Raw genomic sequence first — 23,981 nt, forward strand, 5'->3', positions numbered from 1 at the left:
CGTTGTATGGCCAGGCCCGATGCGTCGACGGTCTGCGCCATCCGTCCCGTGCAAGATACGATGCGCCATCGGTGTATCCCATGCGGCTGGCCAGGTGACCGATGGCACGTCCCAAGAACAGACTTCCAGGCCTGTTGCTGGTGCTGGTCAGCCTTCTTGGGGTCCTGGTAGGCCTGCCGGTCAATGTCGTGAGCACCTACCTTCCGGCCGCCGTGGTGAGCTACAAGGTGGTCTGGGTGGCGGGCCTCGCGCTGCTGGCCCTGGCGATCAGCTCACTCACGTGGATCGTCCCGTGGCTGCAGGAGCGGCGCCGCGCGGGCGCGCTGTTCAGCGTGCCCGCAATGGAGTCCTGGGTTGATCGGCCTGAACTTGCGGCGACGATCAGAGCATTGATGGGTGATCAGGGCCGATTGTCCTCTCTTGCCGGTTCCATAAAGGAAGAGCGCGAGCGCGTGTTTCAGCCCCTCGATGCTCGCATCGTCCTCGACAAATGGGCGAATGTACACCATCCGGCCGGTAGCACGAAGAACGTCTTCGTTGTGGGGATATTCGGTCATGGCGGGTCAGGAAAGACCAGCTTGGCCGCCGCTGTCTGCTTCCGACCTGATGTTCGCCGCTTTTTCAAAGGCGGAATCCTCTGGATGACGTTGGGCCGCGACAAACAAGACCGGGATCTGGTAGAGCGTCTCAATGACGCAGTGGGCGTGATGACCGGAGAACGACCAGCCACCTCTGATCCCGAACAGGCGAGCCAATACCTCAGGCAAGCTCTCTCCGAGCGTAAAAGGACGCTGCTGGTCGTCGATGACGTATGGGACGACCGCGCTCTCGAGCTGCTCGTGCCCAATGAGCCGTCCTATTCCCTCTTGTTCACGACCCGGATGCGCACCCTCTTATCTGTTTCCACCCGAGCGGTAGACGTGGACCGACTGTACGACGACACGGCCTCACGTATTCTCGGCAGCGGTCTACCAGCACTTCCGAGGAGGGCAGAAGTCGAATTGCTCGACGCCACGGGCCGCCTGCCCTTGCTGCTGAGCCTGGTGAACCGGCGCCTGCGCGAGGATCTGGCGAGAGGAAGCGACATCAGCCTTGCCGCAGACCAGGCCATTGGACATCTCAGGGAAAGAGGCCCGGTCGCCTTCGATGCGCGGTCACGATCGAGGCGGGAAAAGTTGGTTGCCGACACAATGGAGTACAGCGTCGAAACTCTTGGGCCAGATGAGCGACAGCGATTTCTGGAGCTTTCGATATTTCCCGAGGACACGGCGATACCGACGAGCGTGGTGGAATTTCTCTGGGCACGCACAGGAAGATTGGCAGCCAAGGAGACAGCCCAACTCTGTGAACGCCTGGAGGAGCTGTCGCTTGTCTCAAGGAGATGGAGTGACGGCCTCCAACTCGTCCAGCTTCACTCGATCATTCGCAGATACGCACGAATGACGTTGACGGAGCAGGGTATCGCCCGCTGCAACGAGCTTCTCCTTGAGGCAATTCAGGTCTCCTCACATGAGGCGTCGAGGAACCGACGATGGTGGCGGTCGCCGATCGGTTCCGACTACTTCATGGACAACCTTGTCTACCACTTCAAGGAAGCCCGCCTGGCCGACCGACTGGAGCGCCTCGTCAGCGATTTCGAGTGGCTCAGGGATAGAATTACTCGCTCCGGAGTATTCGCCGCCGAGAAAGACCTGGCGGAGATGCGGACCCCGCTCGCCGAGAAGCTCGGCAGCGCTATTCTGCAAAATGCTCATCTTTTCAACACCGCCGACACGGGCGACATCGTGGCAGGCACATTGCTGACTCGCCTGCACGATATACCCGAGTTCTCCAAGAGTATCCATGACCATCTGGCACGATCGTCGGCATGGCGTTTGAGGCCACAATGGCCGTTCGCGGATGAGGCTCCCAACTCATGGTTGTCGACTCGAGGACATCGCTCCGCCGTAGCCGCGATAGCTGTCGCGCCGGAAGGGTCGTGGTTCGTGTCGGCGGGACTTGACGGAGTGCTCAATAAATATAGCGTGGGCGGACTCGAGCAGACGACACTTATTCGACATAGTGCCGGGATGACGTCTGTGGCCATCGCGCCCTCCGGCGACTGGGTGGTGGCCGGAGACGACAAGGGCGCCATTCACATGATGTCTGCGGACGGAACCGGACTCTTGTCGTTGAAGGCTCACCAGGGGCGGGTCAATTCCGTTGCCGTATCGCACGACGGCTCCTGGCTCGCGTCCGCTGGAAATGATGGAACCATTTTGCTGTGGGAGATCGACGGCTCACGGCGAGGGCGTCTGCACGCCCGCAGCGGCGAGGTCCAGAGTTTGGCCATTCCCGCTCGGGGGCCATGGTTGGTTTCGGCGGACTCGGATGGCGCGGTGCGACTGTGGGACCAGAACGGAGGCATCAGCCGGGTGCTCTTCGGACGCTCCCGGCGCTTGTCCGACTTGGCGGTGTCGCCAGATGGCGGTTGGCTCGCCGCAGCGGGCGACTCGGGCATCATTCAGCTTTGGCAGGCAGACGGACGTGAGCGCGCGATCTTGCGCGGACATCGGGGTACGGTGCGTTCCGTAGCCATATCTCCCGATGGTGAATGGATCGCGTCGGGAGGGCTCGATGGATCTCTTCGGTTGTGGACGGCGGACGCGACGAAAAAGCGTGTCGCCCAATACAACTGTGGTGGGGTGTCGACGGTGGCGATCGCACCTCATGGCATGTGGCTCGCGTCGGGGGGCCTGGATGGAAGTCTTCGGGTGTGGATATCCGGGACCCTCTGGCAGGCGGGATCCGCCAGTCGCGGTGTGGACATCAGATCGGTCGCCGTTTCGCCCGATGGCACCTGGCTCGCGTCTGCTTGCAGTGACGGCTCCGTCCGCCTTTGGGACGCGAACGGAACACCTCGAGAGATATTGAATCAACACGATCGCTGGGTCAATCAGGTGTCGATAGCAGCTGACGGATCCTGGCTCGCCTCGGCGGGCTGGGACGGGAAGGTTTGCATCTGGGGGTCGGACGGTTCTCAAGGCGGGGCGCTGATCGGGCACCCCGGCGGCGCCACAGCGGTGGCGATCGCGCCTGACGGGTCGTGGCTGGCCGCGGCAGCGTGGAACGGCTCGGTTCATGTCTGGGATATGGCCTACCGAGAGCCGCGTGAGGTGTTGTCCGGCAGCCGATTATGGGTGAATTGCATCGCGATCGCACCCGATGGCACCTGGTGGGTTACGGCCGCGGAGGACGGGAGGTTGCTCACGTGGAACGCCGACGGAACGCCTCGGGGCATCCTCCATGGACACAAGAGCGGCGTTCGATCGGTGGCGATCGCTCCGAATGGCTCGTGGCTCGCCTCTGCCGATATGAGCGGCGAAGTGCGCCTGTGGGATGCGAAGGGAATCCTCAAGTGCGTTCTCAAGAGGGATGACTCCGCCATAGCGAGCGTCGCGATTTCCTTCGATGGCGCCTTGCTGGCAACAACGTATTCCGACGGCTTGATGCGTCTTTGGGATCCAAAACGCGCTATCAGCTTGACGGCGGCAAGACTCCCAGGACCGTTGCGCTCCTGCGCGTGGTTTCCGGATGCCGACAGCCTGTGCGTCAGCGGTGCAAAAGGCCTGTACAGATTCGCGGCCGAGGGCCCGAACTCGGCCTGATGCCGCGGGGCGGATGATCCGGCGCGGCGAAGGAACCCGTGGAGGAGGAGCCTGAATGGGTGAACGCCTGCGATCGGTGCTGAGCGCGTGGCACGGGCCCATGGAGTCGGTGGAGCACGCCGGTGGGTGGAACTCGTAGACCTGGCTGGTCCGCTCCCCCGCCGGGGACCCGTACGTCGCCAAGCTCGCCGACACCGAATCCTCCGCGGCGTCCCTCGGCGGCCTGCGCGTGGCCGTCCGGGTCCAGAGGGGCGGGGTCCCCAGTGACGTGCCGGTCCCCCTGCCCGACGGGCGGCTGGCGCTCCACCTGGAGGAGGGCGTGATGGCCTTGCTGGAGTACGTGCCCGGCGGGGCGGCGGACGCCAGGTCGAGACAGGACCTGCGCCGGGCGGGCGCCGTCCTGGCCAGGGCGCATGGCGTCCTCGGGGACGATGCCGGCGGTATCGGCGAAGAGCACAGGTGGCCGTGTGCCGACGCCGGCCTCCGGGACGTTGCCATGCCGCCGCGCATCCGGGATGCCGCGGCGCGGGGTGCTGGACGAGGCGCGCAGGGCCGGGGCACGGCTGCGGATCTGGGTGGTGAAGGGGGATCCGGGACTCGATGGGTTCCACTTGAGCGAGGACTCGCCCGCCACGGACGGTCTCGTCGACCGGGCGGCCGCTTTGGAGGCGCCGTTCCTGTACGACCTGGCGTGCGTCGCCGTCCTCACCCGGGACAAGCGTCGTGCGATCCGGCATGTCGTGGAGGGCTACCGGTCCCTCCATCCGGAGGTCGAGGGCGAGCTGGAGCATCTGGACACGTTCGTCCGGCTGCGGTGGATGGCCAACGCGATCTATTTCGCCGACAGGATCGAGCGCGACGTGTTCAGGGGCAGCGTCGATCCGGAGGCCAATCACAAGGGTCTGGCACAGGCGTACGCCGGCATCCGCTATCGCTGAGCGGTGCTGGCCCGGACGATGAGCGTGGTGGCGAGCTCGATGCGGGTGCCCGCCGGCCCTCTCGGATGGGTGAGTTCCTCGGAGATCAGGCGGACGGCCTCGTTGGCCATGTCGTCGAGCGGCTGGCGCACCGTCGTGAGCGGCGGCGACAACATCTCGCACAGCGGCGAGTCGTCGAACCCGACCACGGACAGGTCGTCGGGGACGCGCAGGCAGCGCTCGGCCGCCGCCTGGTAGACCCCCGCCGCCTGCAGGTCGGACCCGGCGAAGATCGCGGTGGGCGGGTCGTCGCGGTCGAGCAGCTCGCCCCCATGCCGCTTGCCGCCGGAGACGAGGAAGTCGCCGTAGCGGGTCAGCTCCGGGTCGGGCTCGATGCCGAACGTGCGGTGCGCGGCCAGATAGCCCTCGTAACGGTCGAGCGTGCACTGCACGTCGAGCGGCCCGCCGATGAAGCCGACCCGGGTGTGGCCCAGCTCCAGCAGGTGGGTGGTGGCCATGACGCCGCCCGACCAGTTCGTGGCCCCGACGGTGGACATGCGCGGGTCGCGCTGCCCGACCGGGTCGAGCAGCACCAGGGGCACGTGCAGCAGCTCGCTGATGGCCGCGATCTCCTCGGAGTTGGCCCGGGACAGCACGAGCACGATCCCGTCGGTGCCGCGCTTGCGCATGATGCCGATCCAGCGGCGCAGGTCGAAGTCGGGCCGCGCGGACGAGGTGACGACGAGCGAGAACCCCCACCGCGCCGCAGCCTTCTCCGCCCCCCTGATGAGCACCTGGGCCCAGGGCGAGCCGAGCCCGTCGATGAGCAGGTCGACGAGGCCGACCCGGGGCGTGCTGGGCGGGCGGGGGGCTTCGTATCCGAAGGCGCGGACTGCTTCGAGGACCTTGTCCCTGGTGGCGGCGGAGACGTGTTTCTTACCGCTCAGGACCTTGGAAACCGTGGGCACCGACACTCCGGCGGCCGCCGCGACGTCGGCGAGCGTGGCTCGGCGCACAGGACCTCCCGCTGGCGCGGTGCCGCCATCCGGCCGACACCGGCGAGTGACAACTTTCGGAAAATGTCATGAAAGCCGGATATCCCGCTGAACTGGGACGACCGGCGCACCTCTGCTGTTCGTCGGGGACTGTTGACAGTGTTGCGAGCCGCAGCTTAGCGTAACGCTTCGGCAATGTCACGGTAACGTTTCGGAAAGCCAACCAGAAACTTTCCGACCCGGATTCCCCCAGCGAACGAGGGTGTATGCCTGCACGTGTTGAGCAGCCGACGTCGGAGACCGCCGAACGCCGATCACGGCGGGTCGAGGAACTGCTGGCGGACATGTCACTCGACGAGAAGCTCGCTCAGCTCGTCGGCATGTGGCTGAACGTCAATCGCGACGACGGCGTGGTGGCGCCGCTCCAGGACGCGATGCAGGGCGAGGAGGTGGAGTTCGAGGCCTTCGCCCGCCACGGCCTGGGCCAGATCACCCGCCACTACGGCACCCGCCCGGTCGATCCCGAATGGGCGAGCCAGGTCCTGGCCGCGCGGCAGCGGTGGATCCGCGACAACACCCGGCTCGGCATCCCCGCGCTCGCGCACGAGGAATGCCTGACCGGGCTGGCGGCGTGGAAGGCCGCCGTCTACCCCGTGCCGCCCGCCTGGGGCGCCTCGTTCGACCCCGGCCTGGTGGAGCGCATGGCGCGGCGGATCGGCGAGAGCATGCGGGCGCTCGGCGTCCACCAGGGCCTGGCGCCCGTCCTGGACGTGATCCGCGATCAGCGGTGGGGCCGGGTCGAGGAGTGCATCTCCGAGGACCCGTACGAGGTCGCGACCATCGGCGCCGCCTACGTGCGCGGCCTGCAGTCCGCCGGCGTGATCGCCACGCTGAAGCACTTCGTCGGCTACTCCGCCTCCCGCGCCGGGCGCAACCTCGCGCCGGTGCACGCCGGAGCCCGCGAGGTGGCCGACACGCTGCTGTTCCCCTTCGAGGTCGCGGTCCGGGACGCGGGCGCCGGGTCGGTCATGAACTCCTACGCCGAGATCGACGGCGTCCCGATCGCCGCCGACGCCCACTACCTGACCCGGGTCCTGCGCGACGAATGGGGCTTCGACGGCACCGTCGTGGCCGACTACTTCTCGGTCGCCTTCCTCCACACGCTGCACGCCGTGGCCGCCGACGCCGAGGACGCCGCCGTGCAGGCGCTGACGGCCGGCATCGACGTCGAGCTGCCCACCGGCGTGGCCTACCTGGAGCCGCTGAAGAGGGCCGTCACGTCGGGCCGGGTCGACGAGGCGCTCATCGACCGGGCGCTGCGCCGCGTGCTGCGGCAGAAGGCCGCGCTCGGGCTGCTCGACGACGACTACGAGCCGCCCGTGCCCACCGGCCCGATCGACCTCGACGACGCCGGGTCGCGCGAGGTGGCGCGGCGGCTGGCCGAGGAGTCGATCGTGCTGCTGACCAACGACGGCCTGCTGCCGCTCGGCGACGCCGCGGGCAGGCGGATCGCCGTCGTCGGCCCCAACGCCGACAGCGTCGCCGCGTTGTTCGGCTGCTACTCGTTCGTCCAGCACGTCCTGCCGCACTTCCCCGAGGCCGCCACCGGCATCGCCGCGCCCACGCTCCTCGACGCCCTGCGTGAGGAGTTCCCCGGCGCGGAGATCCGGGCCGAGCGGGGCACGGGCGTGGACGACGGCGACCGGTCCGGGATCGGCGCGGCCGCCCGGCTGGCCGCCGGGTCCGACGTCGCGATCCTCGTGCTCGGCGACCGCTCGGGGCTGTTCGGGCGGGGCACGTCCGGCGAGGGCTGCGACGTGGAGAGCCTGGAACTGCCCGGCGCGCAGCGGGAGCTGGCCGAGGCGGTCCTGGCCACCGGCACGCCGACCGTGGTGGTGCTCATGACCGGCCGGGCGTACGCGGTGCCGGGGATCATCAGCGACGCGGCGGCCGTCGTCCAGGCGTTCTTCCCCGGTGAGGAGGGCGCGGGCGCGGTCGCCCGCGTGCTGAGCGGGGCGGTGAACCCGTCGGGCCGGCTGCCGATGAGCCTGCCCCGCGCCGCCGCCGGCCAGCCCTACGGCTACCTGCACCCGCGGCTGGGCGGGGCCGGCTCGGTCAGCAACATCGACCCCGCCCCGGCGTTGCCGTTCGGTCACGGGCTGAGCTACACGCGCTTCGCCTACGAGGACATGTCGGCCGATGCGACGGCCGGGTCGATCCGCTGCTCGGTGACAGTGCGCAACGTGGGCGACCGGCCCGGCGCGGAGGTCGTCCAGGTGTACGCCGCCGACCGCATCGCCTCGGTCACCAGGCCGGTCGCGCAGCTCGTCGGGTACGCCCGCGTCGAGCTGGCCCCGGGCGGGAGCGCGCGGGTCGGCTTCGACGTGCCGACGCGGCTGCTGGCGTTCACCGGCCGCGACGGACGGCGGATCGTCGAGCCCGGCGAGGTCGGGGTGTCCGTCCGCCGCTCGGTCTCCGACGTGGTGGAGGAGCGGACCGTGACGATGACCGGCCCCGTACACGAGATCACGGGCGCCGAGCGGCGCCTGACCGCCGTGTCCGTGGAACTGACACAGGGAGCACTGAGATGACCCGTATGGACGCCTTCAGGAACCGGGTGGGCGGCCTCGCCTACGGCGGCGACTACAACCCCGAGCAGTGGGATCCCGCCGTCTGGCGGGAGGACGTGCGCCTCATGCGCGAGGCGGGCGTCAACACCGTCTCGCTCGGCGTCTTCGCCTGGGCGTCTCTGGAGCCGGAGCCGGGCAAGTACGAGTTCGGCTGGATGGACGAGATCATGGATCTCCTCCACGAGAACGGCATCAGCGTCAACCTGGCCACGCCGACGGCGGCGCCGCCTGTCTGGCTCACGCAGCTGCACCCCGAGGTGTTCCCGATCATGGCGGACGGGGAGCGGTTCGGTTTCGGCAACCGGCTGCACTACGACCCGTCCTCGCCGATCTACCGCGAGTACGCGGCCAACATCACGACCAAGCTGGCCGAGCGATATTCGTTCCATCCTGCGCTGGCGATGTGGCACATCAGCAACGAGTACGGGCCGACCGCCTACAACGAGGCCGCGTCGGTCAACTTCCGCCGCTGGCTACGCCGGAAGTACGGCAGCCTCGACGCACTCAACGAGGCGTGGACCACCCGCTTCTGGAGCCAGGTCTACACCGACTGGGACCAGATCGAGGTGCCGCACATCCCCCGCACCTGGATGAACCCCACCCGCCGGCTCGACTTCAAGCGCTTCACCTCCGACGCGCTGCTGGAGTGCTACCTCGCCGAGCGCGACATCGTGCGCTCCTTCCGCGACGACATCCCGGTCATGACCAACTTCATGCGCTTCTTCCGGCATGCCGACTACTGGAAGTGGGCGCCGGAGGAGGACGCGGTCGCGCTCGACATCTACCCCAACCCGGCCGACGCCGACTCGCACGTCTCGGCGGCGTTCCAGTACGACCTGTTCCGCTCGCTCAAGGGCGGGCAGCCGTGGATGCTGATGGAGCAGGCGGCGAGCGCGGTCAGCCAGTGGCCGCTCAACGTCGTCAAGGAGCCGGGGCGGATGCGGCTCGGCTCGCTGCAGGCGCTGTCGCGGGCGGCCGACTCGGTGATGTTCTTCCAGTGGCGGGCCAGCCGGGGCGGCCAGGAGCGCTTCCACTCGGCGATGCTGCCGCACTCCGGTCCTGACTCGCGCACGTTCAAGGAGGTCGTCGGCCTCGGGCGGGAGCTGAAGCTGCTGGCGCCGGTGGCCGGGACGACGTCGCGCTCGGAGATCGCCATCCTGTTCGACTGGGACGGCTGGTGGGGGCTGGAGGAGACGGCCGGCCTGCCGCGCAACGACTTCGGCTACGCGGACACGGTGATGCGGCACTACACGCCGCTGTGGGAGCGGCACTACCCGGTGGACGTGGTGTCGTACGGGTCGGCGCTGGACGGGTACAAGGTGCTGGTGGTGCCGAACGCGTACCTGATCCACGACGAGGGCGTACGGCGCGTCACCGAGTTCGCCCGCGACGGCGGGACGGTGCTCATGTCGTTCTTCTCCGGCGTGGTCGACGGCAGCAACCGGGTGCGGCCCGACGGCTACCCGGGGGCGTTCCGCGAACTCGTCGGCGCCAAGATCGACGAGTACTGGCCGGCGCGGCCGCACGAGGAGTTCGCGATCGCGTTCGCCGACGGGCGGCGCGCCACATCCACCTGGTGGCGTGAGGACCTCCACCTGGAGACCGGCACCGCGCTGGCCACGTACGCCGACGGACTGCTTGCCGGGCGGGCCGCCGTGGTCGAGAACCGGTACGGCGCCGGCCGCGTCGTCTACGTGGCGACGCTGCTGGAGCAGGCCGCGTTCGACACCCTGGTGGCGGAGACCGTCGCGGCGGCGAGCGTGCGGCGGCGCTTCGAGGGCGTTCCCGCCCACGTGGAGTGCTCGGTGCGCGGCGACGAGACGCACGAGTACGTGTTCCTGCTCAACCACAGCGGCGAGCTGAGCGCGTCCGTCCCCGTGGGCGGGGAGGGGACGGACCTGCTCACCGGGCAGCCGGTCGCCGGTGAGGTCGAGCTGGCGCCGCTGGGCGCGGCGGTGATCCGGCTGGCTCACACTTGACGCGCTCCCCGGCACCGGCGCTAGGGCTGGCGTACCGCTCACCGTCCGGCTACGTCCGACGCGTTTCCGGGCGGAGCCGAGCGATCTCGACGCGATGGCCAATCTGTACGTGCGACTGCTGGTGACCGGATCCCATGGCAGACGAGCCCGGTCGACCACGGTGACTCGACCGGGCTCGTCGGGTGGAGACGGGTCAGGCGAGGTCGAACCGGTCCAGTTCCATGACCTTGGTCCAGGCTGCGACGAAGTCGGTCACGAACTTGTCGCGGGCGTCCTGGCTGGCGTAGACCTCCGCGAGGGCTCGTAGCTGGGAGTTGGAGCCGAAGACGAGGTCGACCGCGGTGGCGGTCCACTTCACCTCATCAGTGGCCACGTCCCGGATCTCGTACACATTCTCCTCGGAGTCCGACGCCTTCCACCGGGTGCCCGGGGAGAGCAGGTTGGTGAAGAAGTCGTTGGTGAGCACGCCGGGCCGGTCGGTGAGGACGCCGTGCTGAGTACCGCCGAAGTTGGCTCCGAGGCAACGCAGGCCGCCGATCAGGACGGTCATTTCGGGCGGGGTCAGATTGAGCATGTAAGCACGATCGACGAGCAGCGCCTCAGGTGGGGTCTTCTCGCCGGAACGCAGGTAGTTGCGGAACCCGTCGGCCCGCGGCTCGAGGACCCGGAAGGACTCGACGTCCGTCTGCTCCTGAGTGGCGTCGGTGCGGCCCGGGCGGAACGGGACCGTCACCGCCACGCCGGCCTCGTATGCCGCCTTCTCGACGGCGGCCGAGCCGGCCAGCACGATCAGGTCGGCGAGCGAGATCTTCGCGCCACCCGCCTCGTTGAACTCGCGCTGGATGCCCTCGAGGGTGTCCAGGACCGTCGCGAGTTGCTCGGGCTGGTTGACCTCCCAGCTGCGCTGCGGCTCGAGACGGAGCCGGGCGCCGTTGGCGCCGCCGCGCTTGTCGGTGGACCGGAAGCTCGCGGCGGAGGCCCAGGCGGTGGAGACCAGTTGAGCGGTCGTGAGGCCGGACTCCAGGACCTTCGCCTTGAGGGCAGCGACGTCGGCGTCACCCACGAGTTCGTGGTCGACGACCGGCACCGGGTCCTGCCACAGCTGGGGCTCGGCGACCCACGGTCCGAGGAAGCGGCTGACCGGACCCATGTCGCGGTGCAGCAGCTTGTACCAGGCCTTGGCGAAGGCCAACGCGAACTCGTCGGGGTGCTCCAGGAAGCGGAGGGAGATCTTCTGGTACGTCGGGTCGACGCGCAGCGCCAGGTCGGTCGTGAGCATCGTCGGCTTGTGCTTCTTCGACGGGTCGTAGGCGTCCGGGATGATCGCCTCGGCGTCCTTCGCGACCCACTGCTTCGCGCCGCCGGGGCTCGTGGTGAGCTCCCACTCGTAGCCGAAGAGGATCTCGAGGAAACGGTTGCTCCACTGCGTCGGCCGGTCGGTCCACGTCACCTCGAGACCGCTGGTGATCGTGTCACCGCCCTTGCCGGTGCCGTAGCTGCTCAGCCAGCCCAGGCCCTGCGCCTCCAGCGGCGCGGCCTCGGGCTCCGGCCCCACGTGGTCGTCCGCGATGCCGGCACCGTGGGTCTTGCCGAACGTGTGGCCGCCGGCGATGAGAGCGACGGTCTCCTCGTCGTTCATCGCCATCCGCCGGAAGGTCTCGCGGATGAAATGCGCCGCCGCAGCCGGGTCCGCGTTGCCGCGGGGACCCTCCGGGTTGACGTAGATGAGACCCATCTCGGTCGCGCCGACGTGCGGCATCATCTCGGTGTCGGTGACGTAGCGCTCGTCGCCGAGCCAGGCGTCCTCCGGACCCCAGAAGATCTCCTCTGGCTCCCAGACGTCCTCACGGCCGAAGCCGAAGCCGAAGGTCTTGAAACCCATCGACTCCAGGGCGACGTTGCCGGCGAGCACGAGCAGGTCGGCCCACGAGATCTTCTGGCCGTACTTCTGCTTGACCGGCCACAGCAGCCGGCGGGCCTTGTCGAGGTTGGCGTTGTCGGGCCAGCTGTTGAGCGGCGCGAAACGCTGAGCCCCATCGCCGGCCCCGCCGCGACCGTCGTGGATGCGGTAGGTGCCCGCGGCGTGCCAGCTCATCCTGATCATGAGACCGCCGTAGTGGCCGAAGTCGGCCGGCCACCAGTCCTGCGAGGTGGTGAGCACCTCGATGATGTCCTGCTTGAGGGCCTCGACGTCGAGCTTCTGGAACTCCTTGGCGTAGCTGAAGCCCTCTGCCAGGGGGTTGCTCTTGGACGAGTGCGCGCGCAACATCGACAGGTCGAGCTGGTTGGGCCACCAGTCCCGGTTCGTGCGCGGACGACCGCCGGTCTTCGGAGTCGGCGAGTCGATTGCCGGGTTCTCGCTCTCGCTGCCATGCGCCGTCACGGAGTCATGCGCGACCGGGCAACCGGCCGCCGCCTTCTGGTCGACGCCCTGCGCGCTGGAGGGGGCGTTGTCCTGAGTGTCGCTCATCTGCTTCCTCCGAACTGCCGGATCACGGGGCAATGCGTCTAGTAGCACAGTGGGGTCAGATGGCCCCAGTAGACGACCTTCTCCTTGTCGGCCAATCGCGGCCGGGTCGCGCGCAACGAAACCGCTCGCGACTGCGCCTCGAAGTCAGACGCCATAAGGTCAACATATCGACCCCCCACGAAGAGGAGATACGCGGCCCTGCCCTGCCGTCTGGCTCGCGCTTCGGCCAGGGGTGCGGCCTGAGAGGTCGCCTCCCTCCGGACGCCGTTCCTCCGGACGCCGTTGAGGAGGTCCAGAATGCTTTATCGCACGGGAGGGCGAAGAGCCTGGTCTCGGTCCGTCAACCCCCGAGAGACTTCGGGGCGGCACCACTGAGGCACGCTAGACGAGGCGGGGAGTGAGCGCCGACCCGGGGACGAAGGCCAGGAAGACGCAGAGCACGAGGTACAGGGTCAGCACCACGAGGCGCCACCACCGGGAGATCCTGGGCGCGGTCACCAGGGCGGCGAACGGGTAGGCGAACACACCGCTCATCACGATGGCCGCGTCCACGAGCTCGCCGACGAGCACCCAGACGGGCAGCAGGAACAAGGGCGCCGCGAGCGCGACCCGCCAGGCCGGGCGCACACGCAGGAGGTGCAGCAGTGGCCAGGCGAGGACGAGCGCCACCCAGTGGCCCGACTCCCATGCCTCGATCATCCGGCCGACGCAGCCGAAGTGGCCGCATTGCGAGTCGTCGGCCAGGGCGCCGACGAGAAGCATCCAGCCGAACAGGACGAACGGCAGAATCCCTCCGGCCAGCCCGGCGAGGGCGACCCGCTCGGAAAGCCTGTCATCCGCATACGCCGTCGATGGGTCCACACACCAAGCATGCGGTACGGCACCATCGCTGGCTACATGAGTATGGAGGCTTGCGACAGGATGAATTCCGCATAGCCGTCCACGGGATCGTAGGCCCAGTGGCGGGGGTCGCCGGAGTACGGCGCGTGCCGCCCGGTCCGCACCGGGCGGGACTCCTTGCGCACCACGCTGAACGGCACCTCGGCGCCCTCGCGCAGAGCTGTCCCGGACAGCCGGGTGACGGCGCCGTGGCCGCCCCGGTGCTGCCGTTGATCGCCTTGCTCCGGCACGTCAGCACCGTGCCGCCCGTCCGTCCAGGACGGCGTCGAGCACCGGCGCGGGCAGGCGGCCCTCCGAGGGCCCGGTGGTCACGGAGCGTCGTGACGGGTGCCGAGCCAGTCGTCCACCTCACGGCGGAGACGGACCTTGAGCGGCTCGGGCGCGAAGGAGGCGTCGATGGACGCGCGGGCCAGGGAGGCGAGGTCGCGGTCGTCGTAGCCGAAGACGTCGCGCAGCCGGGCGTACTCGCCGGCCAGCGCGGTCTCCCCGTCGGTGTTGACCGTGACCACCAGCCCGGCGGCCCGCAGCCTCGGCAGCGGGTGCTCGGCCAGCGAGGGCACGAGCCCGAGCAGGACGTTGGAGGTGGGGCAGACCTCCAGCGGGATCCCGCGCTCGCGCACCTCCGCCACCAGCGCGTCGTCGTCGAGCACCCGGATGCCGTGCCCGAGCCGCTCGGTGTGCCCGAGGTCGAGCGCCTCGCGGATGCTGTCCGCCCCGGCCGCCTCTCCCGCATGGTGAACCAGGCGCAGCCCGGCGTCCCTGGCCGCGTCGCACACCTCCGCGAACGGGGCGAGCGGGTAGGCCTCGTCGCCGGCGAGCCCCATGCCGATCACGGCGTCGTAGCGGGTGGCCAGCTTGAACGTACGCCACAGCCGCTCGACCGGCCGCCGCCTGGAGTGGTCGAGCAGGACCCGGCATTCGACGCCGTGTCTGGCCCCGCCCTCGGCGAGCCCGTCGAGCACCGCCTCCAGCGGCGCCTCCAGAGCCCCCAGGCGCTCGCCGTGGGAGGCCGCGGTGAACATCACCTCCACGTAGCGGGTGCCCTGCGCGGCTTCGTCCTCGCAGAACTCCACCGCGATCCGCCGGAAATGCTCGGGCGTCCGCAGCAGCTCCCGCACCCGCGCCCGCTGATCGGCGAACTCCCTGAAGCTGGCGAACCCGCTCTCGGGCTCGCGCACCCCGCCCAGCTCGCGCACGGTCTCCGGCCGTACGGTGCTCTCCAGGTGAACGTGCAGGTGGGCTTTGGGGAGTGACCGTACGTCTCGCACGCCCCAACCCTAAGGACGGGCACTCCCCTCACGCAGCCCGTTTTCCACCAGGCCGGACGCCGGGCGGCACGTGCGGAGACGTGGCTAGTCGGACGACCTCTTGGTGAGGCGGATCTTGGACTGCTTGTGCGGCAGCCGCTCCCAGTCCTCCATGAACGTCGCCGTGAATCCGTACTTCTCGGCCAGGGCGACGAGCGTCTCGGTCCGGTAGTAGAAGTCCTCACGCAGCACCTGGTGCTCCTTGCCCTCGGTCCGGTCGAAGGTGAAGTCGAACCAGGCGTTCGGCTTCATGATGCGGCCCACGTGCGCGAAGCATTCCTCGATGACGTTCAGCGGCGAGTGCGAGAAGACGCTGTGCGCGTGCACGACGTCGAAATGACGGTCGGGCAGGAACGCGAAACGGAGATCGCGTACCGGGGTGAGATACGGCATTTTGTCCCGAAGGCCCTGCCGGACGAGGGTGTCCTGCGCCGCCATGAGGATGTCGGGCGAGATGTCGATTCCGTAGTAGTTGCCGGTGTGCAGGTAGTCGATGAACAAATGACCGGCCCGGAGATTGCCGCACCCGATTTCCAGCATGCGGCATTCCGGCTTGAGCCCGTGCTCGACGAGGTAGTCGAACTGCATGCGGCCCAGCGCCAGCCACCGCTTGTGGGTGTGCGAGCCGACCGCGCCCTCGGGATCGCGGGCGGTGTCGGATCTCATGACGGCTCGGTAGTAGGAGATGTGGTCTCGCGTACGCAGCCTGAACCACGTGTCGCGGGCCAGCCGCCGCAGATGGGGGACGATCTTCCGCGGATTCTTGATCGCGTACGTCACTTGGTGGACGAGGCTCGAACGGGCGCGTTTCACGCCATGGAATCTAGGCCACCCTCCGGTCCTTCCCAAGGGCTGTGGCGGAACTCTTGAGTTCTCGTTTGCGCAGGCTTTCTCCGCGGCCTCGAATTCCTCCGGAAATCGCCCCTTTTGTATGGCCGCCGGGCTAAAGGAGAGGCCGTGTACGCAGTGGGGCGCTTATTCCTCCGGCCTGCTGCCGATCGAGCTCTGACGCGTATTCCGCGCATTGCGGGTCCCTGAGGGCGAAGACGGGGCCTAGCTGAGATAGTCGCGCAGCGCCAGTGAGCGGGACGGGTGGCGAAGCTTGGACATCGTCTTGGCCTCGATCTGGCGGATCCGCTCGCGGGTGACGCCGTAGACCTTGCCGATCTCGTCGAGGGTCCTCGGCTTGCCGTCGGCCAGGCCGTAGCGGAGGCTGATGACGCCTGCCTCCCGCTCGGAGAGCTGGTCGAGCAGGAGGCGCAGCTGCTGCTGGAGCAGGGTGAACGAGACCGCGTCGGCCGGGGAGACGGCCTCGGTGTCCTCGATGAGGTCGCCGAACTCGCTGTCGCCCTCCTCGCCCAGCGGCGTGCTGAGGGAGATCGGCTCGCGGCCGTACTGCTGGACCTCGATGACGCGGTCCACCTCGAGGTCGGTCTCGGCGGCGATCTCCTCCGGGGTGGGCTCGCGCCCGAGGTCGCTCTGCAGGCGCCGCTGCACCCGCGCCACCTTGTTGATCAGCTCCACCATGTGCACGGGGATGCGGATCGTCCGGGCCTGGTCGGCCATGGCCCGCGTGATCGCCTGCTTGATCCACCAGGTCGCGTACGTGGAGAACTTGAAACCGAGCCGGTAGTCGAACTTCTCGATCGTCCGGATCAGGCCCAGGTTGCCCTCTTGGATGAGGTCGAGGAAGAGCATGCCGCGGCCGGTGTAGCGCTTGGCGATGGAGACGACCAGCCGCAGGTTGGCCTCCAGCATGCGGCGCTTGGCGCGGACGCCGTCGTCGGCGATCCACTCCAGGTCGGCCCGCAGGTCGGCCGGCAGCCCCGGCTCGGTGTCGAGCCGTTCCCTGGCGAACAGGCCGGCCTCGATGCGCTTGGCCAGGTCGATCTCCTGCTCGGCGGTCAGCAGCGGTACGCGGCCGATCTCCTTGAGGTATGCCCTGACCGAGTCGGCGCCGACGGCCCCGCCGCCGTCGGCGATCTCTTCGTCCAGTTCGAGAACCTCTGCTGCTTCGGACAAAACTCTCTCCTCGCTGGCGTTGGATGGACGGACGAAAGCTGAACTTCGCGGAGGACTGTGGCTATGGGCATCGACACCTTGGACTCGAGGAACAGGCCTGCAGACCGTCTCTGCCCACGCTACCCAACCATTCCCGGTGCGTGCCTCCACCGATCAGGTCGTCGTGGACTTCCGGGGCGGTAGCCAGGTGATGCTCCCCTCCTCGACACCGGCGAAGGCCATCAGGCGCGTGCCCTCGGCGGCCAGCTCCTCCATCACGCCGTCCGGCAGCGGGTGGAAGGGCTCGACCGTCAGCACGCCGTCCTTAAGGTCCCACATCCCACCGACAGTTCCGTCGACGAGGAAGGTCGGGTAGATCACCGCGCCCACGCACACCTCCTTGCGCTGCTCGGCGGTCATCAGCCGGCTGCGGTCGGCGTACGCGACGACGAGGTTGTCGAACCAGGGCAGGAAGCGTACGGGTGCGGGGACGTCCTCGTCGGCGAGCGGGGCGTCGGGCAGGTCATAGAGGACCCGCCCCTCGGTGTCCTGATATTTCCGTAAAAAGCTCATGGCCTCCATGACCGGCCGCAGCCGCGTCAGCCCCGACCACATCTGCACGTCCATCGCGCTCGCCGGCCCGAAGGCCGCCAGATACCGCACCACCAGCCGCTCCACCGAGGGAGACTCCTCCAGCGGCCGCCCCAGCCACTCCTCGGCCAGCGTGAACGGCGTGGCCCCGCCGGTCCCCCAGATCCCGTTCGGAGGCGTGTGCACGATCGGCAGCAGCGCCTGCGCGGAGAAGCCGAGCGCCGTCCCGTCGACCTCCGGCCACCGCTGCCGCAGCAGGTCCCGCAGCTGGGGACGGGTGAGCGTGCGCCCGGTCAGGTGCTCGCGTGCCAGCTTGGCGAACTCCTCCAGGTCCACCTCGCGCATGAGCCGCCCGAAGGCCGCCTGTCTGGTCCTGGAGAGGATCACCTGGACCAGCGGCCGGATCCACACGTAGTCGTCGGCGAGCGTCAGGTGCTGGGTTCCGCGCAGCAGCGACCCGCGTACCACCTGCTTGCCGTGGAGCAGCGCGGCCAGATCGTCCTGGGTGAAGGACGCCAGGCGCGACCACAGCCCGATGTACGGCGCGTCGATCTCCTGCCCCTGCACCGCGACCAGGCGCGAGATGGCCTCCGCGGGCGTCATGGCAGAGCGGGCGAGCAGCAGCTGGCGGTCGAGCGCGGTGCGGTTGAGCACCCGGCGGTTGAGGATCATGCGCTCAGCGTAGGAGTCAATGCGGCAAGGATGATTCCGCGTTCCGCAGTTCTTCGAGGGCGTCGCGCAGGTGGCCGGCCAGTTCCCAGGCGTCCGGGATCATCTGCCGGTCGGTGACGACGCCGATGTCGAGCGAGCCGTCGTACGAGAAGGCGGTGATGTTCACGCCGCCGCTCACGTCCGTGATCACGGAGACCGGGTAGAAGGTCAGCAGCCGCCTGCCGCACACGTACAGCGGGAACTGGGGCCCCGGCACGTTCGAGACGATGACGTTGATCGGCGGGACGGTCTCCCCCACCAGCCCGAACGCCGACCTCGACGCCAGCCCCATGAGCGCGGCCGGCATCGACTCGCTGAACTCGCGCAGCCAGCGCGCGGGCGCCAGCGAGAACCTGTCCTTGATCCGGTGCATGGCCTGCCGCACCTGGTACAGCCGCGCGACCGGGTCGGCGACGTGCACGGCCAGCGGTGCCGTCATGATCGCGACCTGGTTGCCGCGCCCCTCCACGCCGGCCTCCCGCAGCGAGAACGGCACCCCGGCCACCAGCGGCCGGCCCGGCACGCCGCCGTGCGCGGCCAGCCACCGGCGCAGCCCGCCCGCGCACACGGTCATGACCACGTCGTTGACCGTGACCCCGAACGCCTTGCGCACCCGCTTGATCTCCTCCAGCGGCAGCGACACGAACGCGAAGCGCCGGTGCTGCGACACCGGGCCGCTGAACGGGGTCTTGGGCGCGGGGAGGGTCGGCAGTTCGGGCGCCTGGCCGGCGCCGGCCAGCTGGCGGGCGAGGCCGGAGACGAAGCGGCTGCCCGGGAGCCGGGACACGATGGGGATCTCGTCCAGGTGCGGCGCCGCCCTGGCCGCGAACCGCACGGCGTGGGCCGGGTTGAGCGCCAGCCTGGCCAGCCCGCGCACGACCATCTCCGCCGGTCCGGGCGGCGGCTCGTCGCGTTCGGGCGCGACCGCGGGCGGCGGCGCGGGCTCGGGGCCGAGGTCGAGCAGCGCGGCCAGCACGTCGGCGCCGCCGATCCCGTCCACTGCGGCGTGATGGATCTTGGTGTAGAGGCCCACGCGGCCGCCGGACAGGCCGTGGATCAGGTAGATCTCCCACAGCGGGCGGCCGCGGTCGAGGCGGCGGGCGTGCAGGCGGGAGACCTGCTCGGCGAGCTGCCGGTCGTCGCCGGGCGGCGGCAGGCCGATCTCGCGTACGTGGTAGTCGAGGTCGAGATCGTCCTCCTGCACCCAGTACGGATGGTCCAGCCCGAAGGGGACCTGGGCGAGCCTGCGCCGCAGTGCGGGCACGTACGGGAGCCGTTGTTCGAGCAGATTCTGCAGGTCGGTCCGGTTGAGGTCGCCGTCGAGCACGGCGAGGCCGGCGATGTTGGCGACGTTCGTGGCGGTCTCGAAATGGAGGAACTGCGCATCCAGCGCGGTCAACTGCGGCATGGGTGACACCTCCGCTCCGAACCAAACCAGACTATGCCCGCCGCTTCAAGGATCATCTCAAGAGCACGTCAAGGGAGCACTTCGAGCGAGAACGAGGCGGCGTCGCGCTCGGCGAACGCCAGCAGCCGCAGCCCCTCCTCCGGCCGGGGCACGGGGTCCAGGTCGATGCCGGGCAGCCCGGACGCCGGGTCGCGCGGGAAGCTCCACCGCTCCTCGGCCGGCGCGATGACCAGCGGTGTCAGCACGCGCACGGCGTACCCGAGCGCCCGGTCGCAGGCGTCCGGGACGTCCGCCGCCTCCCCCTTGTGGCGTTCGAGAAGGTGCTGGCGGGCCAAGGTGGCACGGTTGAGGTCCCGGGGGGTGAGCATGTACATATCATGCCTTTCCCTATCAGTCCGGTACGCGCTTCTTATCCCGCCCTGCTGGACGGCTACGCCTACCTGGACGGCGCCGCCGGAACCCAGACCCCCCGATCGGTGATCGACGCCATCTCCGACGCCTACCGCTGCGGGATCGGCAACGTGGGCGGCGCCTTCCCGGCCAGCCACCGCTCCGACGCGATCGTGGCCGCCTGCCGCGCGGCCGTGGCCGACATGGTCGGCGGCCACCCGGACGGCGTGATCCTCGGCCCGAACATGACCACCCTGACCTACCGGCTGTCCAGGGCGATCGCCGGCCCCGGCGACGAGGTGGTGGTCTCCAGGCTGGACCACGACGCCAACGTCCGCCCCTGGACGCAGACCGGCGCGACCGTCCGCTGGGCCGAGGTGGATCCGGTGACCGGGGAGCTGCCGGTCGAGCAGTACGCCGGCCTGATCAACGAGCGCACCAGGGTCGTGGCGGTCACGGCGGCCAGCAACATTCTCGGCACCCGCCCGGACGTGCCCGCGATCGCCGAGCTGGCGCACCGGGCGGGCGCGCTCGTGTACGTGGACGGCGTGCACGCCACCGCGCACGGCCCCGTGGACATGCGCGCGCTGGGCGCCGACTTCTACGCCACCAGCGCGTACAAGTGGTCGGGGCCGCACATCGGCGCCGTCGTGGCCGACCCGGCGCTGCTGGAGACGATCCGCCCGGACAAGCTGGCCTCCTCGCCGGACACGGTGCCGGAGCGGTTCGAGACGGGCACGGCGGCCTTCGCCGACCTGGAGGGCGTGACGGCGGCCGTCGACCACCTGGCGGCCATGGTCCCCGGCACCGGCACCCGCCGCGAACGCCTGCTCGCCTCGATGACGGCGGCCGAGGAGCACGAGCTGGAGCTGTTCGCGGTGCTGCTGGAGGGCCTGGAGACGCTGCCGGACGTCACCGTGTACGGCAAGCCGGCCCGGCGCACCGCCACGGTGTACTTCAACGTGGCCGGGCACACCCCGCGCCAGGTCGCCGAGCACCTGGCCGCCCTCCGCGTGAACGTCTGGAACGGCCACAACTACGCCTGGGAGCTGACCGCCGCGCTGGGCATCCGCGACACGGGCGGCGCGGTGCGCGCGGGCCTGGTCCACTACAACGACCGCTCGGACGTGGACCGCCTCCTCGACGGGATCTCCAGCCTGTAATGAGCGCGACCCCGCCGACGGGGCGCGCTCATGGCAACGCCGATGACCGTCGGCATCCGCTGCCCTGCGTCCTCCGACGGCGACGGCGCCCCGGCTGGGGTGCTGTCCGCCTGGACGGCGTGATCGCGAGGTGCGCCAAGGAAGCCGGTGTCCCGTGCCCTGGCGCGGGACACCGGAACCGCTGAGGCCGGGAGCGGCCGCGTCAGGCGAGCGGTCGGGGGGCGGGGAGGCGGAGGCGGTCGACGGCCTCGCGGCGGGTGCGTTCCGGGCGGCGGTCGTAGCGGGCCGTCGTGGCCGGGGAGGAATGGCCGACCAGGGCTTGGGCGGTCGCCAGGTCCACGCCCGCGTCCAGCAGCTCGCCGATGAACGTCCGGCGGAAGTCGTGGGCCGTGCGCCGGGCGGCGCCCGCCGCGCCCAGCCGGCGCGCCAGAATGTCCGCGATGCCCTGCCCGGTCAGCCCCACCGGCCGCCCGTCCCGCATCCGCAACCGCCCGAACTTGCTGATCGGGCTGAACAACGCCCCGGGAGCGGACCCGCGGACCGCCAGCCACCGCTCCACCAGCCCGATCGCATCGGTCGTCAGATAGACCAGGCGCTCCTTGTCGCGCTTGCCGCGCACCCGCAGCGACCGCGCCCCCGGATCGTAGTCGGCCAGCGTCAGCCCGCCGAGCTCGGCCCGCCGGCAGCCCGTCGAGTACAGGACGGCGATCAGCGCCGCGTCACGCACCCCGGCAGGGGAGTCGTCGCAGGCCGACAGGGCGGCGCCGACGACCTCCGGCGGCACATGGTGCCCCGACGGCAGCCGGCTCTGCCGTACGGGAGCCAGGTCGGCGGCGCGGGCGAAGTCTTCGGCGCTGGTCTGCCCGAGCCGCCACGCCTCCTTCAGCACCCGCCGCAACGCCACCAGGTGCTTGTTCACATAAGCCGCCGACCAGCCCTGATCGGTAAGCATCGTGCGGATGCGCACGGTGTGCTCGTACCGCAGCAGGTGCCACGGCTGCCCCGCGCCCGTCGCGGTCTCGTCACCGGTGAGCAGGCGGGCCAGCCGGTCGAGGCAGCCGCGCATGGTGCGGCGCGACTCGGGGCTGGTGAGCGAGTCGAGATAGACGTGGTACGGGTCACGCGCCGGCTCGACCGGCGGCGTGCCCAGATCGGATACGGCAGGCAGGCTCACCTGGACGATCTTAGAAGGGTCCGGTGAGCTCGCCCAGCTTGCCGGTCAGTTCGAGGTTGGCCGAGTAGTCGACCGGCACCGCGATCACCGACACCACGTCGTCGGCGAGCGCCTTGCGCAGCGTCGGCAACAGCTCGCCGGCGGCGCCGATCCGGTAGCCGCGGGCGCCGAAGCTCTCGGCGTACGTGACGAAGTCGGGGTTGCCGAAGGCCACGTGGGAGTTGCGGCCCAGCTCCAGGTCCATCTTCCATTCGATCAGCCCGTAGGCGTCGTCGACCCAGACCAGCACCACGAACGGGATCCGCTCACGCACGGCGGTCTCCAGCTCCTGAGAGTTCATGAGGAACGCCCCGTCGCCGGTCGCCGCCACCACCCGCCGCCCCGGGAAGGCCAGCTTGGCGGCCAGCGCGCCAGGCACCGCGAACCCCATGGCCGACAGCCCGTTGGAGACCAGCATGGTGTTCGGCTCGTACGTGGGGTAAAGGCGGGCCATCCACATCTTCACCGCTCCGGTGTCGGCCAGGACGATGTCCTCGCGCCCCATCGCCTCGCGCAGGTCGGCCACCACCCGGCGCGGCGACAGCGGGAACCCGCTCTCGGCCCTCCCCTGTGCCAGCTCCTCGGCGAGCATGCGGCGGATCTCGCGGCCGGTGCCGTTGATCGTGAAGCGCCGGTCGACGGCCGCGCCGAGCGCGTCCAGCGACCGCGAGATGTCCCCGTGCACGCCGACCGCGACCGGGTAGTGGTCGTCCACCTCGGCGGGGAAGCGGTGGAGGTGGATGATCTGCTTGTCCCGCATCGGGTTGACCTTGGCGGGGTCGAACTCCTGCAGCTCGTACCCGACGCTGATCAGCACGTCGGCCTCGTCGAAGCCGAAGTTCACGTAGTCGTGCCGCATGAAGCCGGCCGCGCCCAGCGCGTGCGGGTGGTCGTCGGGGAAGACGCCCTTGCCGTGGAACGTGGTGGCCACCGGCAGGCCGAGCCGCTCCGAGAACCGGACGAGCGCCGCCGAGGCGCGGTCGCGGGTGGCGCCGTGACCGGCCAGCACGATCGGGCGGCGGGCCGTGGCCAGCACGTCGGCGGCGCGGGCGATCTGGGACGGCGAGGGGTCATGCGGGCGCACCACGTTCACCGGGAGCGGGCGCAGGTCGGCGGGGACCTGCGCGGACTCGACGTCCTCGGGAATGGCGAGGTAGACGGCGCCCGGCCGCTCGGTCTGGGCGGTCTTGAACGCCTTGCGGATCAGCTCGGGCAGCGCCTGCGCCGAGGGCGCGAGCTCGGCCCACTTGGTGATCGGCCTGAACATCGACACCAGGTCCACGACCTGGTGCGACTCCTTGTAGATGCGGTCCAGCCCGACCTGGGCGGTGATCGCCACCACGGGGGTGCTGTTGGTGGTGGCGTCGGCCACCCCGAGCTGGAGGTTGATCGCGCCGGGGCCGAGCGTGGCCGACGCGACGCCCGCCTTGCCGGTCAGCCGGCCGTAGATCTCGGCCATGAAGGCCGCGCCCTGCTCATGTCGTACGAGGACGTAGCGGATGGAGGAGTCGTTGAGCGCGTCGACGAAGTGGATGTTCTCCTCGCCGGGGATGCCGAAGACGTACTCGACGCCCTCCGCCTCCAGTGCCTGCACGATGAACCGGGCCGCGTCGGCCTGCCGGGACATGGGAAACGCCTTCTTCCATGAACGACTTCCTT

Annotated in this window: 16 protein-coding genes and 1 pseudogene; 5 read left to right on the forward strand and 12 right to left on the reverse strand. The window is 69.7% G+C overall.

Translation table 11 applies throughout. The features are described from left to right. Positions 1-101 precede the first annotated feature (101 nt). Both ID574_RS36905 and ID574_RS36910 read left to right on the forward strand, forming a co-directional pair. The gene (locus tag ID574_RS36905; protein ID WP_188193644.1) at positions 102-3,647 is read left to right on the forward strand and encodes an NB-ARC domain-containing protein; all 3,546 of its coding nucleotides are present in this window, start codon (positions 102-104) and stop codon (positions 3,645-3,647) included. Between the two features lie 467 nt (positions 3,648-4,114). Then, positions 4,115-4,585: an aminoglycoside phosphotransferase/kinase family protein gene (locus ID574_RS36910; protein ID WP_188193645.1), complete on the forward strand. Its 471-nt coding sequence runs from the start codon at positions 4,115-4,117 to the stop codon at positions 4,583-4,585. Here the strand turns inward: ID574_RS36910 and ID574_RS36915 are convergent. Beyond that, complete coding sequence (locus tag ID574_RS36915; RefSeq protein ID WP_188193646.1) at positions 4,576-5,580, reverse strand: LacI family DNA-binding transcriptional regulator; 1,005 nt, start codon at positions 5,578-5,580, stop codon at positions 4,576-4,578. The genes ID574_RS36910 and ID574_RS36915 overlap by 10 nt on opposite strands. Before the next feature lie 245 nt (positions 5,581-5,825). On the opposite strand from ID574_RS36915, the gene ID574_RS36920 reads away from it, so the two are divergent. Further along, positions 5,826-8,150 carry a beta-xylosidase/alpha-l-arabinosidase gene (locus ID574_RS36920; protein WP_188193647.1) on the forward strand — a complete coding sequence of 775 codons (2,325 nt, stop codon included), beginning with the start codon at positions 5,826-5,828 and terminating at the stop codon, positions 8,148-8,150. Further along, positions 8,147-10,168, forward strand: a complete 2,022-nt coding sequence (locus ID574_RS36925; RefSeq protein ID WP_223167460.1) for a beta-galactosidase — start codon at positions 8,147-8,149, stop codon at positions 10,166-10,168. The genes ID574_RS36920 and ID574_RS36925 overlap by 4 nt, the downstream gene beginning before the upstream one ends. 193 nt (positions 10,169-10,361) lie before the next feature. Here the strand turns inward: ID574_RS36925 and katG are convergent, their stop codons facing one another. From katG to ID574_RS36970, 9 genes and pseudogenes are all read right to left on the reverse strand, one after another. Continuing rightward, positions 10,362-12,638: a catalase/peroxidase HPI gene (katG, locus tag ID574_RS36930; protein WP_188193648.1), complete on the reverse strand. Its 2,277-nt coding sequence runs from the start codon at positions 12,636-12,638 to the stop codon at positions 10,362-10,364. A 381-nt stretch (positions 12,639-13,019) separates the two neighbouring features. Further along, the gene (locus ID574_RS36935) at positions 13,020-13,499 is read right to left on the reverse strand and encodes a hypothetical protein (protein ID WP_188193649.1); all 480 of its coding nucleotides are present in this window, start codon (positions 13,497-13,499) and stop codon (positions 13,020-13,022) included. Positions 13,500-13,531: 32 nt separating this feature from the next. Continuing rightward, positions 13,532-13,768 (reverse strand): hypothetical protein, encoded by a 237-nt coding sequence (locus tag ID574_RS36940; RefSeq protein WP_188193650.1) that lies wholly within the window; start codon positions 13,766-13,768, stop codon positions 13,532-13,534. 78 nt (positions 13,769-13,846) lie between these two features. Further along, entirely contained in the window at positions 13,847-14,806 is a 960-nt protein-coding gene (gene add, locus ID574_RS36945; protein ID WP_188193651.1) for an adenosine deaminase, read from the reverse strand. An 84-nt stretch (positions 14,807-14,890) separates the two neighbouring features. Then, a complete protein-coding gene (locus ID574_RS36950) occupies positions 14,891-15,658 on the reverse strand; it encodes a class I SAM-dependent methyltransferase (protein ID WP_223167461.1) in 768 nt (255 codons plus the stop codon). 240 nt (positions 15,659-15,898) lie between these two features. Further along, positions 15,899-16,801: pseudogene (locus ID574_RS36955) on the reverse strand (RNA polymerase sigma factor); the annotation flags it as partial. Positions 16,802-17,020: 219 nt separating this feature from the next. Continuing rightward, entirely contained in the window at positions 17,021-18,109 is a 1,089-nt protein-coding gene (locus ID574_RS36960) for a winged helix DNA-binding domain-containing protein (protein WP_188193653.1), read from the reverse strand. 16 nt (positions 18,110-18,125) lie between these two features. Then, the gene (locus ID574_RS36965; RefSeq protein WP_188193654.1) at positions 18,126-19,556 is read right to left on the reverse strand and encodes a WS/DGAT/MGAT family O-acyltransferase; all 1,431 of its coding nucleotides are present in this window, start codon (positions 19,554-19,556) and stop codon (positions 18,126-18,128) included. 68 nt (positions 19,557-19,624) lie between these two features. After that, a complete protein-coding gene (locus ID574_RS36970) occupies positions 19,625-19,924 on the reverse strand; it encodes a hypothetical protein (RefSeq protein WP_188193655.1) in 300 nt (99 codons plus the stop codon). Between the two features lie 9 nt (positions 19,925-19,933). Between ID574_RS36970 and ID574_RS36975 the strand changes: the two genes are divergently transcribed. Beyond that, complete coding sequence (locus tag ID574_RS36975; protein ID WP_188193656.1) at positions 19,934-21,109, forward strand: cysteine desulfurase-like protein; 1,176 nt, start codon at positions 19,934-19,936, stop codon at positions 21,107-21,109. Between the two features lie 202 nt (positions 21,110-21,311). On the opposite strand, the gene ID574_RS36980 is transcribed toward ID574_RS36975, so the two are convergent. After that, positions 21,312-22,283, reverse strand: coding sequence for a tyrosine-type recombinase/integrase (locus tag ID574_RS36980; RefSeq protein ID WP_188193657.1), 972 nt, complete (start codon positions 22,281-22,283; stop codon positions 21,312-21,314). A 10-nt stretch (positions 22,284-22,293) separates the two neighbouring features. After that, positions 22,294-23,949, reverse strand: a complete 1,656-nt coding sequence (locus ID574_RS36985; RefSeq protein WP_188193658.1) for an acetolactate synthase large subunit — start codon at positions 23,947-23,949, stop codon at positions 22,294-22,296. Between the last annotated feature and the right edge of the window lie 32 nt (positions 23,950-23,981).

The organism is Nonomuraea sp. SYSU D8015 (genome assembly GCF_008065375.1).
Classification (GTDB): domain Bacteria; phylum Actinomycetota; class Actinomycetes; order Streptosporangiales; family Streptosporangiaceae; genus Nonomuraea.

Coding starts and splice junctions, on each gene's coding strand:
- ID574_RS36960 (WP_188193653.1), bottom strand. CDS start 18,109: ATGATCCTCAACCGCCGGGTGCTCAACCGCACCGCGCTCGACCGCCAG.
- ID574_RS36925 (WP_223167460.1), top strand. CDS start 8,147: ATGACCCGTATGGACGCCTTCAGGAACCGGGTGGGCGGCCTCGCCTAC.
- ID574_RS36985 (WP_188193658.1), bottom strand. CDS start 23,949: ATGTCCCGGCAGGCCGACGCGGCCCGGTTCATCGTGCAGGCACTGGAG.
- ID574_RS36965 (WP_188193654.1), bottom strand. CDS start 19,556: ATGCCGCAGTTGACCGCGCTGGATGCGCAGTTCCTCCATTTCGAGACC.
- ID574_RS36920 (WP_188193647.1), top strand. CDS start 5,826: ATGCCTGCACGTGTTGAGCAGCCGACGTCGGAGACCGCCGAACGCCGA.
- katG (WP_188193648.1), bottom strand. CDS start 12,638: ATGAGCGACACTCAGGACAACGCCCCCTCCAGCGCGCAGGGCGTCGAC.
- ID574_RS36970 (WP_188193655.1), bottom strand. CDS start 19,924: ATGCTCACCCCCCGGGACCTCAACCGTGCCACCTTGGCCCGCCAGCAC.
- ID574_RS36905 (WP_188193644.1), top strand. CDS start 102: ATGGCACGTCCCAAGAACAGACTTCCAGGCCTGTTGCTGGTGCTGGTC.
- ID574_RS36975 (WP_188193656.1), top strand. CDS start 19,934: ATGCCTTTCCCTATCAGTCCGGTACGCGCTTCTTATCCCGCCCTGCTG.